We start from the raw sequence: 12991 nt of genomic DNA on the forward strand, positions 1-12991 counted from the left end.
TGGAGGAATGATACGTGGATATAAAAGATTTAACTGTATTTTACGAAGTCGCGAAGGAAAATAATATTTCTCACGCAGCAAAAAATTTGAACTACGTACAATCAGGCGTAACGATGCGTATGAAACAACTAGAAAACGAATTAGGTGTTCCTTTATTTTACAGAAACGGAAAAGGTGTAACTTTAACTTCTAACGGTGAGATTTTATTAACATATGCCAAACAAATTATCCACTTAATGGATCAATCTATAAAAGCGATTCAAAGTAATGGAACTGAACCAAAAGGCACTTTAAAAATTGGGTGTACAGAATCTACAACTGCGGTAAGGCTCCCCTCTATATTAACGGCCTACTATGAGAAGTACCCAGAAGTCGAATTGATTTTAGAAACAAATACGACTGAACAACTAATTAAGCTTGTATTAGAGCGAAAACTAGACGGAGCGTTTATAGCTGGCTCTACTCAGCATAATGAACTTCATACAAATGTATTTCGTGAAGAAGAATTGGTTCTCATTAGTAAAAAACCTCTATCCTCTCTTACAGACATAGAAGATATGAATTTACTCGCTTTTAGTCACGGGTGTTATTATAGAAGTTTATTAGAAGACTGGCTTCAAGAAGTGGGGATCTCCCCTAAACGAGTATTAGAATTCGGAACAATTGAAGCGATACTTGCCTGTGTAAAATCAAGTATGGGCGTAGCGATTATGATGAAATCAATTTTAAAGGAGCATGAACATGACGTATCATTCAATCCTTTACCAAATAGCTTCAAAAAAGTTCCTACTACTTTTATTACTAGAAAAGATATATTTCGCTCAGCTGCATTACAAAAATTTATGGAGATGACTCACAATGCATGAAAAGAAAATACGTAGGATGAAGCGAAAAACAAACGCTATGATAAAACAAATTGAGGAACATACAAAAACGTTCCCTTCTACTTTCTATAACGATGAATATTGGTATATGCCTTTACCAGTTTCTCAAGCTTTTATCGAGTCTCATAAAACACCTAGAAAAGTAAAACGATTATGTATACAAACCTTAATAGATCGAGTAAATCATTTAATAAAAATAAAACCGAGTGATACACATACATATCGAGTTGTTACTATAATTTCTATAGAAAATTTATGGAGATCGCAAATTATCGTATTTAAAAACGATGACTACTTTCAAAATTTTTTCAATAGAAATAATGAATTTCAAACATGGATCCCTCTTTCAAATGAAATTAATTTTTGGGAAACATGGGGAATTTCAATTCGCCCTACTGCCCAACTGTTGCACTTTCAAGAAGTCATTTATGATGAAGATGCAATCGATAAAAAAGAGATTTGGTTTATTGGAGAGTTATCTTAAAAGGGGTACTTTCAAATGAAAAGCTTCCCTTTTTTCACCTAACAAAATCACTATATAATGAATTTATCATTTTACTATATAGGAGGTTTTCACATGGTAATCCCTAAATATCCTGATGTCCCTACTCTTACGAAAAAACAAATCGATCAAATTACAGAAATCGCTTTTCTAAAAGAAATAACACCACAAAAATGTGATGCCATTTTCGTTTTCGGCGGTTCTCATCCCGGCAATTGGCAAGCTCCTCTAGAAGCTTATCGACAAGGTTTAGGAAATAAAATTATCGTTACAGGTGGTACTAGTTTGCATGGCATGAAACATCCGAGCTGGAATTACGGGGATTTGTCAGATGCAGAAGTAATTGTAAATAAATTACTTGAACATGGCGTACCAAAAGATGCTATCCTATTCGAGAAAAACTCCCTCCATTCTATCGCTAATGTAATGGAAGCGAAAAAGATTTTTGATTTTACAAAGATTAATCAGCTACTATTTATTTGCAAAAGTTTAGGCGCTGGTCGGCAATACAGAGTATTAAAAAAACATTTACCTAAAACTATTACTTGTATTCCATATACATTTGATACAAGTTTCGATGGTGAGTTTATCATTAATAGATATAATTGGATGAAAAATGAGAAAAGCCGCTCTATGATTTTTGGAGAATACTTGAGAAATGTTTGCTACGGTAGAAAAGGTGGTATTGAGCCACCTGAAAAAGAAGTTCAAGGCTTAGAAGAATATGTATCCTATTACTATAATCTAGCATAATAGAAAAAGGTATACCAAAACGTCGGTATACCTTTTCTCCTATTTATTTTTCTTTTAACACACTATGTAACCGATCCGGATAATTTGTAAACATTCCTGTAGCGCCCCATTTCATTAACAATCTCATATCTGGTTTCTCATTAATTGTATAAGGGTGAATTAACAATCCATTATTTCTAGCCATTTTCATATATGACTCATTGATAATTAAATCTCCGCTATCATTGCGTAAGTTCGGTCCAATACCGACTGCATACTTTTTAATTTCTTGAAAATCTTCATTTGTTACACTTTTCGGTTCATGTGTAATGCCAGACCATTCAACAATCTCATTGTTTTCATTTGGATAATACCAAAGCAGTTGAACTAACGGAATATTTTCATTCATACTATGAATCTTTGTTAAACTATCTTTACTAAATGATTGAATCATAACACGGCTAGAAGACATGTTTTGACCTATTAAATTATATTTTTCTAATAAAGCTAATAATTTCTCTTCCATTCCTGGATACACATCTGGTGATTTTGTTTCAATGTAATACTTCATGCTTCTTCCGTACTTTTGGAAAATTTCTTCAAGAGTCGGAACTTTTTGACCAACATACTCTTGCTTAGCCTTTTCTGGATACGCTTTATTGAACCACGATCCTGCATCTAAACTCTTTATTTCGCTTAACGTTTTATCTCGTACTTCACCTGTTCCATTTGTCGTGCGATCAACTGCTGTATCATGCATTGCAATTAATTGGCCATCCTTAGTTAATTGAATATCTAACTCCAAATAATCCGCTTTCATTTTTTTCACTAAATCATAAGAAGCAAAAGTATGCTCAGGTGCATGTCCACTTGCTCCGCGATGTGCAATATTTAAAAACTTATTCGTATTCCATTCATGCTTCCCTTCTGCTTTCGCATGAACAGCTCCCCCAGCAAAGATACTTCCCGTCATAAAGAAAATAACTAACACGCTAATAATTTTTCTCATCCTTCTAACCCTTCCTACGCTGCAAATTTCAACAAGTTAATGAGATTTACACGAAATAGAAGATATACTTTCATCATTTTTATAAGTTTATATTAAAATTCCAATCTTACAAATATAATTCCCCTATGTTATTACTATACTATTTATTTTCCATATCCCCCCTATTCACATGTAACTTCCTATTGATTACATTTCATCAATAAAAAAAGCCATAAATTATTTAGAGGACACTTCTATATCCCTAAATAAATTTATGGCTTATCTCAAATATCTCCGGCCTCGATTAACTTGTCGAAATTAATCATACCAAACCTATTAATATTTGTGAATATTATTTTTTCAGTAAAGTGAAGCATATAAAACAATATACTTCCATAGCTACTTAAAAACTACATAATAAATTACTCATTACCTTCTCCAGTATTACATCTGGATTTACCACTGCTTTTTCCGAACACCATCCAATAAAGCCGTCTGGTCTAATTAATACAGTTCCTTCATTTTCTATCCCATATAATTCACGAAAAACATTTTCTTGAGCAATAAAATCTCCGCTTCCCCCTACTCGATACACATTAATATTTATCCCTAATTTAGATGAAACATCATATACAGCTTCAGCCCAAGAACTATTGTCTACTCCAGTAAGTAATACAAAATTGTTACCAAATAAGTCTAATACAGAAACTTCTTTCCCTTTATACATCCCCCAAAAATGCGGTGCTCGTGTTCCAGGTCTTCCATTCAAATCTACGATATCCATTCTATGTGGAGTGCCTGATTCATCTATTATTGCATCTGAACTATAATGATACCCAACAGTCACAGCTAAACCATCCATATTATTCAAACTGCCTTCCTCTCTATTCGCAGCACGAAACAGTAAACTACTTGCATAATCTGTCGTTAATTTTGCAACAGGGTATCTCTCTTCATGATATGTTTCTAACAATTTCGGGTTTGCTTTTCCTTTTATAACAGCCGCTAATTTCCAAGCTAGATTGTGCGCATCTTGTATTCCTGTATTGGAACCAAACCCTCCAGTTGGCGGCATAATATGCGCTGAGTCGCCAACTAAAAAGATTCGATTATCTTGAAATTTTGCAGCAGTACTTTCAGTCGCTTCCCACGGTAAAACACTTACTATTGCTGACTTAACATTTGTGCTTCCAATTGCGGTTTGAATAATTTGTTTACAACGTTCTATAGTGAAATCCTCTGGTCGCTCTCCTTTTAATGGATCATAGGATACATGGTAAATCCATCTTCTTTCGTTATCAACTGGAATAAGCGCACCAATAACGTCTGGATGGAGTACCATAGAAAAACCAAATGCATCTCCTTGTATAAATTCACTTAAATCCGCTTCAAAATAAATATTCATATAATAACCACCAATTGTTCCACGGCCCTCGGTACTAATCCCTAACTGCTCACGTATTTTACTTTTCGCTCCATCTGCTGCAATTACATAGTCACAATGTATGACACTTTCTTTTTCTGTTTCACGATTTCGAATGGTTGCTTTTACCCCGTTTTCATTTTGTTCAAATGAAACTAATTCATGATAAAAAGATAGTTGCCCGCCTAGCGTTTTCGCTTCCTGTAACATCATTTCTTCTAAAATTATTTGATAACACGCAGTTTGTTTTGATGGACTAATCTCTTTTACTTTTCGAAGTAATTTTTCATCGTTTTCATACTGAGTCACCCTCAATTGTGCGAATTCTTCCTGATTCGCCTCAGCTATTGTATGAACAGCTATTCTTCCTCGGCAATTTTCTAATGTTTTACCCGCTGAACTAATTCTTTGTTCTAAACCCAATTCTCGAAATAACTCCATCGTACGAAAAGTGATTCCACCTGCTTTTGGATGAATTGCAGTAGACGGATGCCTTTCAATAAGTAAGTACTCAATATTATGTTTTGCAAGAAATAACGCAGATGCTAATCCTGATAATCCCCCTCCAACAATTAAAACTGGTACATCATTCAATTCCATATACTTATCCTCCACATCATTGTTCTGAGCTCAGTGACATAAATATAATCAAAAAAACAACAAAGATATAGACTTATATTTCATTTTAAATTATCATATAGATAGATTACGCCCCAAATTACTTTTACTTTTTCATACATCTATAATCCGTTTGAATTGTGCATGTATGCAAGAGTAAAACGAAAGAACTCACTTTAGTAGACATCAAAACAATAAAAACATGATAAGCGGTCGTAACCCTATAAATTATATAGGGTTACGACCGCTTAATTTTTTGCCCAATGACTTAACCATTCTCATTTGGAAACAACGTATTATTACAGCCTTTTTTATCCCCTACCATTTTCAACTCATAAAATTTCATTCGTCTCGATTTTCTTTCCCAATATTGCAGCTCATATAACAATCATGTAGCATTACCGTATCGAAGTAATGGTCCATCATCTTAAACCTTTCGATTAATTTTTTGGAGGTATAGTGATTGAAATGAATAAACAAGAACAATTAAATGTTATAAAAAAAGATTTTATTGATTCTCAAAAAGTATTATTGGCAATTGGTGATGAAACACGTCAAGCTATTTTGTTAGTTCTCATGGAAACGGAATGTCAAACCGGATTACGTGTAGGAGAAATTACGAAACAAACACACCTTTCTCGACCAGCGGTATCACATCACCTTAGAATTTTACGAGAAGCCGGTATTATTTTAATGCGAAAAGAAGGTACAAAAAACTTTTATTATATTGATATACGTACAAAATTAAGTTTATTAAAAAATCTTGTATTAGATATCGAAAAGCTATTGCACAACTTTTATCCCACTTTAACGGGCAGTAAGACCCCCACCTCAGAATTCAGCGAAAGCAAAGAATTTAGATAGGGGATCAACTGCCCATAAAAGTCCGATTGGTTCAACTAATAATCAGTGGGGGATGAAGAACCCCCCACTGATTAAAGTTTCACTTTATTGAAATTTGGAGGTATAAGAAATGAAAGCGATGATAATTGATAAGTACGGAAAAGTTCCAATGCGCATGGCAGAGGTACCTATTCCTGAAATAAATGAGCATGAAGTGCTCGCAGAAATTCATGCAGCTAGTATTAACCCAATTGATTTTAAAATACGCGATGGAAAAGTAAAGATGTTACTTAAATATGAAATGCCCCTAATCCTTGGGAATGACTTTGCCGGTGTCATCATAAAGGTTGGATCCAAAGTAACTCGTTTTAAAGTCGGTGATGAAATATATGCACGTCCAAGAAAAAATAAGATTGGTACTTTCGCGGAGTATATAGCCATTCATGAAGATGATATAGCTTTAAAACCGAAAAATTTAAGTTTTGAAGAAGCTGCTTCAATTCCACTTGTTGGCTTAACATCATATCAAGCATTACATGACATTATGCAATTACAAAAAGATCAAAAGATTTTAATTCACGCTGGATCTGGTGGTGTTGGTACTTTCGCAATTCAGTTAGCAAAAATAATGGGCGCTACCGTTACAACAACTGCTAGTGAAGCTGGTTCCGATTTAGTAAAGTCTCTTGGAGCAGATCAAATTATTAATTACAAAACAGAAAAATTTGAAGAAATACTAAAAGATTATGATGCAGTATTTGATACCATTGGTGGTACAACACTTGAAAAATCATTCAATATTATAAAAAGCGGCGGCAACATTGTTTCCGTTTCAGGAATGCCAAATGCTCGTTTCGGTAAAGAATTTGGTTCTGGATTTTTTAAAACATTCTTATTTTCATTAGCAAGTAAAAAACTTACTGCACTTGAAAAAAAGCATAATGCTCAATATTCATTTTTATTTATGAAGCCAAGCGGGGATCAATTACGCACTATTGCAAATTATATTGAAGCTGGAAAAATCAAACCGGTAATCGATCGCGTTTTCCCTTTTGAGGATGCTCAAAAAGCAATGGAATATTCAGAGGCTGGAAGAGCAAAAGGAAAAATAATTGTAAAAATAAAATAATAACAAAGACCCCATTTTCTTCAAATGGGGTCTTTATATTTACTGTTAAATAGACATAGTGCAGTGAAGTCCTTACAATAGATTGCAAGGGGAAATATCATATTATACTTTTAGCTAATTTTACAAAGAATACATACGTACAAATACATAATAAAAAAATAAACAAGGAGGAGATAAAATGACTAAAAATAATGAAGCTGGTTGGAATTTAGACCATAGTTATACGACTTTACCACAATCATTTTATACAGAAATCCCCCCTACTCCCGTAAGTTCACCGGAGCTAGTTAAGCTAAACCATTCACTTGCGATATCTCTTGGCTTTAATCCTGAAGAATTGAAGAAAGAAGCCGAAATCGCTATTTTCGCCGGTAATGCACTCCCAGAAGGAGCTCATCCATTAGCGCAAGCGTATGCTGGACATCAATTCGGACATTTTAATATGTTAGGCGACGGTCGTGCTCTTTTAATTGGTGAACAAATTACTCCTTCAGGTAAACGCTTTGACATTCAACTGAAAGGTTCTGGCCCTACTCCGTATTCACGTCGTGGTGATGGTCGTGCTGCACTCGGTCCAATGCTACGTGAATATATTATAAGCGAAGCAATGTATGCACTTGATATTCCAACTACCCGCAGTTTAGCAGTTGTCACAACTGGAGAACCTACATACCGTGAAACAAAGTTACCTGGAGCAATTTTAACTAGAGTAGCAAGTAGCCATATACGCGTTGGTACATTTCAATATGCTGCAGCTCGCGGCTCAATCGAGGATCTTCAATCGCTAGCTGACTATACAATAAAAAGACATTACCCAGAAATTGAAGATCATGAAAACCGATATACTGCATTGCTACAAGAAGTCATAAAGAAACAAGCAAGCCTCATCGCTAAATGGCAACTTGTTGGATTTATCCACGGTGTAATGAACACTGACAATATAACAATTAGCGGAGAAACAATTGATTACGGTCCTTGTGCATTTATGGACAATTACGACCAAGGAACCGTATTTAGCTCCATTGATACACAAGGTCGCTACGCATATGGAAATCAGCCGTATATGGCCGCATGGGATCTCGCGCGACTAGCAGAATCTTTAATACCAATTCTGCATGAAGATGAAGAAGAAGCATTAAAAATTGCTCAAGATGAAATTTCAAAATTTAGCGTACAGTATGAAAACCTGTGGTTCCTTGGAATGAAAAAGAAATTAGGACTATTTAGCAGTGAGGAACAAGATCAATCACTTATTGAGCAACTTTTAAAAATGATGGAGAAATTTAAAGCGGATTACACAAATACATTCCGTTCATTAACTCTTGATACGTTAGAAAATACGCCTCTATTCGAAAGTCTAGAATTTAAAGAATGGTACAAACTGTGGCAATCTCGATTAGAACGACAAGAAGAATCGAAAGAAAATACCTACGAGATGATGAAAAATAATAACCCATCCATCATCCCAAGAAACCATCGCGTAGAAGAAGCACTAGAAGCCGCTGTTACAAATGGCGACTATAGCATAATGGAGAAACTTCTTGAAGCTCTAGCAAATCCTTATGCGTATTCTACAGATCAAGAAGAATACTGCGTTCCACCTGCGCCTACGAATCGTCCTTATCGTACTTTTTGTGGGACTTGATGGTTTAATATGTAAAAAAGGTGTGTTCATACAAATTGTATGAACACACCCTTTTTTATATTTTCACCTCTCAACTAGAAATTTAAAATGCCCCCTCCCCCGACACCTTTTCTTTACTCCAAAACAAATTAATACTATTCCAATCGGCTTACTGAAAAGTTTGTTAAACAAATATTGAGAAATAAAAATCGTATTTCTAAATATTGTTATTTTTGATACTATATTTTATAAGAATATTCAAAAAGCGAGGGGATTTCATGAACGTTCAACTACAAGGTAATGAACAAATTACAAAATTATTTAATGATTGGTATTTGGCTATGCTAAAACAAGATGTGTCCCAAGCGACAAACTTAAAGCATGAAATTGAGGAAAAGGAACTAAACTTCGAGGAAGATAAAAATTTAGCATTATATCATTCCTTACTAGAGTTTCGACATAAAGTTTTGACAGATAGTTTAAGTATTTCAAAAGATAGCTTTGATAAAATAGATTCTTACGTAATCTCATCCAATCATCCACTGTCTTACTACTATCATTTCTTTAAAGGCATTTATGCAACTTTAACCACAGACTATAACTTAGCTAGCGAACATTATGAACAGGCTAAGTTATTATTAGTAAATAACACTGATAATCTAGAGCATGCTGAATTTTATTATCGAATGGCGATTTTCCATTATCACTTTTACCAACCAATTGAATCTATTGAATATGCAACTAAGGCTAAAGAGATTTTCGATAAACAAACTGGCTTTGAAGTTAAAGTTGGATTATGTAAAAATACATTAGGTGCCTCATTTGTCTATTTAAAACAATATGAACAAGCGGAAGAGCAATATAATTCAGCAATACACCTTTTACAGAAATCTGATGAAAAAGAATTAATTTTAAGTGTACGTAATAATTTGGGTTGGTTGTATGCCAGTCAAAACCTCTCCACACTTGCAATCCGTCACCTATCAGAAGTGACCGAAAAGAAACCTACACATTTCAAGGCTCTCTTCTTGCAAGCAAGAGAACACTCTAAACTAGATGAAACAAGTATCGCTGAAGGATTAATCCAAAAAGGGTTAAAAATTTGTACGGAATTAAATAATGAAGAATATATATATCATTTTAAAATTCTAAACGAACTAAATAATAATGTTGGTTCTGAAGAATTAGAAACAATTATCCTTAAAGGAATTACGTTTTTCGACAAAGAATTATTATATAACTACACTCAAGAATACTCAGAAAAATTAGCTGTTAAATTTCATAGTGAAAATAATCACATTAAGGCAAGTGAATATTTTCATAAAGCGTTACAAGCAAAAGAAAAAACGTTTGAGAAAGGGGCATTGAAATGATTAAAAAAATTAGCTCTGTTTTTTTAGGACTATCTGTTTTCGGTATTTTGGCTACTGGCATTCATAGTTCATTTACATACCAAGCGGGTCATGCTGATCTTCCTGCACCACAAAGACCTGACCTTGTTCAATCCGTTGACGTAAGTAAAGACTACAACTCAACAACAACTGAAAAAGCACTTTAAAAAACGAAAGACCTTCCATTAAGAAGGTCTTTTTAAATACGCTTATTTAGAATGTTTCCCTTTCAAGTAAACTCTCTTTTCTCATCAACCCTGCAATCGCCCTACTCTCCTCACTACCAACTTTCTCAAGTTTCTCCACAACTAATTTTCTTCTTTCCACAGAATGATTTTGACTTAACTTCGCTTTTCCTTCTATTTTATTTATCTTTACTTTGAACCCAACTATTCCCTTACTTAATCCTGCTATATAATTCGGGTCTACATCATTAAGTGAGTAGGCGCTCTCTGGATCTTCATACTTATGTACTAACTCTTGAAGAGAATCTATTAATTCCTGTTCATCTTCAACAATTTCTAATTCACCATATACATGCACTGCAACGTAATTCCATGTTGGTACTGCATTGTTTGTTTCATACCATGACGGAGAGATGTAACTATGTGGTCCTTGAAATATAGCTAGTACTTGCTGAGTCCCAATATCTTTCCACTGTTCATTCGGCCGTGCGAAGTGACCATGTAAAGTAAGGGTCTCTCTATTTAATAACAATGGTAAATGCGTTGCATATGGTTCCCCATTATGTTGAGAAAATAACGTTGCAAAGCTATTTTGTTCCATTATTTCGTACTTCATTTCTTCATCTTGTATTGCGAAATATTTTGGTATATACATAAACTCCCTCTTTTCCGGTCTTTTATTTCTCATTATATTTAAGTCTTGTGGCATTCAACAGGGCCAGTTTGTATTTGTTTTATAATGGCAGCGTTCTATTTCAAAAGAATAGGCAGCATGTATTCCATGCTGCCTTAGTTTATCTTTTCTAATATATTTGTAATAAATGCTGTCTTACCTTCACTATAGCTCCTTCTACTTTTTGCCTCTCTTGCTAACTCTTCCTTTAAATATCCATATTCAACAGCAACACCTTCATGTTCACGAAGATAATCCCGAAACGCTATATGTCTTCTTAGCTCTTCACTTTCTTTATCACACACATACAAATGATGTTCCATCCAATCTGTACTTTCTCCGTCCCACGGAACGAAAGCGTCCTTTCTGCCAAACGCCTCTCTCCCTTTGTAGCTCCATTCTGCCTGATGATAGTATCCTATCGCTTCAAGCTTTGTTACTACTTTAGGAAAAAACCCATAATCTTCTATTACGATATCAATATCTAATATTGGTTTTGCTGCAAGTCCTTTAATAGATGTAATCCCAACATGTTCAATGGATAAAATACTGTCTTCCATTACATCGTTAATGAGAGTTTGTAACTTATTAAATTCACTTTCCCATTTGATGTTATACTCTTCGATAGTAATTCTCTGTTTCAAAGTATCCCTCTCCTCAAAAGCAACTATAACCTCTGAATATGAGTATCCTTAAAATCCGTCTCATATTTCAATCCATATCCAAACATTCGATCCATTCCAATATGTGCGGTCCATATTAAACCAATCATAATAACTATATCTATCTTAAAATAAGCACCTATGATAACAATTAATATCGATATGATATATGTGTGAAATAAATTATAAATGTTAGCCCCAACATGATTATTTATACCATACGCTAACATTGATAAATCCGGAGCTAAAAGGAACAGAAAAAATATTATCCAACTAAATTCATATAATGAATACGCATAAATCGCAGCTATGAAAACAACTAGCCCTTCAAAATGTACAATACGTTTTTGCATTCTTTATCATTCCTATTTTTCTATATTTACCGATAAAGTTTCATCACTGAAAGTATCCTTTGCATTTTTTGACCAGATGGTTGCTAAAATCGGTCCTGCAATGTTATGCCATACCGCTGCTAACACACTTGGGAGGGCGGCAGCTGGTCCAAAATGTGCTGTTGCTAGCGCAACACCTAAACCTGAATTTTGCATTCCTACTTCTATTGAAATAGCTCTTCTTGTCCCTTCGTCTAGTCTAAGTATGAATGCTGTTATATATCCGAGTAAAAAACCGAAAGCATTATGGAGCATAACGGCAATAAAGATAAGAAGGCCTGAAGAAGTAATACTACTTACATTTGCTGAAACTACCGCTGAAACAATAATGATAATTGCTAAAACTGATATGAAAGGAATAACAGTCATTCCTTTCGTAACAGTTTTTGGGAAAAACTTCTTCACTACTAATCCTAAAATAATAGGTATGATAATAACTTGTACGATAGAAAGAAACATAGACATAGGATTAACCGGCATCCATTGTCCTGCAAGTAATAGTAAAATAAGAGGTGTAGCAATTGGTGCTAGTAACGTTGATAATGATGTCATTGCAATAGACAACGCTAAGTTCCCTTTCGCTAAATAAACCATAACATTTGATGCGGTGCCACCCGGTACTGAACCGAGCAACACTAATCCAGCTGCTAATTCTGCTGGCAGATTCATAACGTAGGCTAGTACGTATGCGACAAGTGGCATAATAATAAACTGAGCACATACACCGATAATAACTGGCAATGGTTTTGTAGCAATAATTTTAAAATCAACAGCCTTTAATGTTAACCCCATCCCAAACATGACAACCCCGAGTAAAATCGTTATGTAACTATTTAACCCGAGAAATGGAGCGGGAATAAAATACGCAATAGTTGCAATACAAATAACCCAAAATGCAAAATACTTTCCAGCTATATTACTTATCGCTTCTAGTACTTTCACCCC

Annotated in this window: 14 protein-coding genes; 8 read left to right on the plus strand and 6 right to left on the minus strand. The window is 34.5% G+C overall.

Annotation, left to right across the window (positions count from 1 at the left end):
• Nucleotides 1–14 precede the first annotated feature (14 nt).
• The 3 genes from RCJ96_RS18515 to RCJ96_RS18525 all read left to right on the plus strand — a co-directional run bounded on the left by RCJ96_RS18515 (nt 15) and on the right by RCJ96_RS18525 (nt 2139).
• A complete protein-coding gene (locus RCJ96_RS18515) occupies nt 15–866 on the plus strand; it encodes a LysR family transcriptional regulator (RefSeq protein ID WP_074607094.1) in 852 nt (283 codons plus the stop codon).
• Entirely contained in the window at nt 859–1368 is a 510-nt protein-coding gene (locus RCJ96_RS18520; RefSeq protein WP_316150860.1) for a DUF3916 domain-containing protein, read from the plus strand. The genes RCJ96_RS18515 and RCJ96_RS18520 overlap by 8 nt, the downstream gene beginning before the upstream one ends.
• A gap of 93 nt (nt 1369–1461) precedes the next feature.
• The gene (locus RCJ96_RS18525; RefSeq protein ID WP_316150862.1) at nt 1462–2139 is read left to right on the plus strand and encodes a YdcF family protein; all 678 of its coding nucleotides are present in this window, start codon (nt 1462–1464) and stop codon (nt 2137–2139) included.
• Between the two features lie 43 nt (nt 2140–2182).
• Here RCJ96_RS18525 and RCJ96_RS18530 read toward each other — a convergent pair whose 3' ends face one another.
• Nucleotides 2183–3127, minus strand: coding sequence for a glycerophosphodiester phosphodiesterase (locus tag RCJ96_RS18530; RefSeq protein WP_316150865.1), 945 nt, complete (start codon nt 3125–3127; stop codon nt 2183–2185).
• A 382-nt stretch (nt 3128–3509) separates the two neighbouring features.
• Entirely contained in the window at nt 3510–5129 is a 1620-nt protein-coding gene (locus RCJ96_RS18535; protein WP_316150867.1) for an FAD-dependent oxidoreductase, read from the minus strand.
• A 477-nt stretch (nt 5130–5606) separates the two neighbouring features.
• Here RCJ96_RS18535 and RCJ96_RS18540 point away from each other — a divergent pair, with 477 nt between their 5' ends.
• From RCJ96_RS18540 to RCJ96_RS18560, 5 genes are all read left to right on the plus strand, one after another.
• The gene (locus RCJ96_RS18540) at nt 5607–6011 is read left to right on the plus strand and encodes an ArsR/SmtB family transcription factor (RefSeq protein WP_000571882.1); all 405 of its coding nucleotides are present in this window, start codon (nt 5607–5609) and stop codon (nt 6009–6011) included.
• A 109-nt stretch (nt 6012–6120) separates the two neighbouring features.
• Nucleotides 6121–7119: an NADP-dependent oxidoreductase gene (locus RCJ96_RS18545; protein WP_062821441.1), complete on the plus strand. Its 999-nt coding sequence runs from the start codon at nt 6121–6123 to the stop codon at nt 7117–7119.
• 178 nt (nt 7120–7297) lie between these two features.
• Nucleotides 7298–8764: a protein adenylyltransferase SelO gene (locus RCJ96_RS18550; RefSeq protein WP_074609574.1), complete on the plus strand. Its 1467-nt coding sequence runs from the start codon at nt 7298–7300 to the stop codon at nt 8762–8764.
• 257 nt (nt 8765–9021) lie between these two features.
• Nucleotides 9022–10116 (plus strand): response regulator aspartate phosphatase, encoded by a 1095-nt coding sequence (locus RCJ96_RS18555; RefSeq protein ID WP_316150871.1) that lies wholly within the window; start codon nt 9022–9024, stop codon nt 10114–10116.
• Complete coding sequence (locus tag RCJ96_RS18560) at nt 10113–10301, plus strand: Phr family secreted Rap phosphatase inhibitor (protein ID WP_000592016.1); 189 nt, start codon at nt 10113–10115, stop codon at nt 10299–10301. The genes RCJ96_RS18555 and RCJ96_RS18560 overlap by 4 nt, the downstream gene beginning before the upstream one ends.
• A 46-nt stretch (nt 10302–10347) precedes the next feature.
• Here RCJ96_RS18560 and RCJ96_RS18565 read toward each other — a convergent pair whose 3' ends face one another.
• The 4 genes from RCJ96_RS18565 to RCJ96_RS18580 form a co-directional block, all read right to left on the minus strand.
• Entirely contained in the window at nt 10348–10974 is a 627-nt protein-coding gene (locus RCJ96_RS18565; RefSeq protein ID WP_316150874.1) for an FMN-binding negative transcriptional regulator, read from the minus strand.
• A 134-nt stretch (nt 10975–11108) separates the two neighbouring features.
• Nucleotides 11109–11636: a GrpB family protein gene (locus RCJ96_RS18570; protein ID WP_270794230.1), complete on the minus strand. Its 528-nt coding sequence runs from the start codon at nt 11634–11636 to the stop codon at nt 11109–11111.
• Nucleotides 11637–11659: 23 nt separating this feature from the next.
• Complete coding sequence (locus RCJ96_RS18575) at nt 11660–12007, minus strand: DUF4260 domain-containing protein (RefSeq protein WP_001172036.1); 348 nt, start codon at nt 12005–12007, stop codon at nt 11660–11662.
• A 12-nt stretch (nt 12008–12019) separates the two neighbouring features.
• Nucleotides 12020–12988 (minus strand): bile acid:sodium symporter family protein, encoded by a 969-nt coding sequence (locus RCJ96_RS18580; RefSeq protein WP_219913246.1) that lies wholly within the window; start codon nt 12986–12988, stop codon nt 12020–12022.
• Nucleotides 12989–12991: the final 3 nt, after the last annotated feature.

The organism is Bacillus sp. BSL6 (assembly GCF_052928345.1).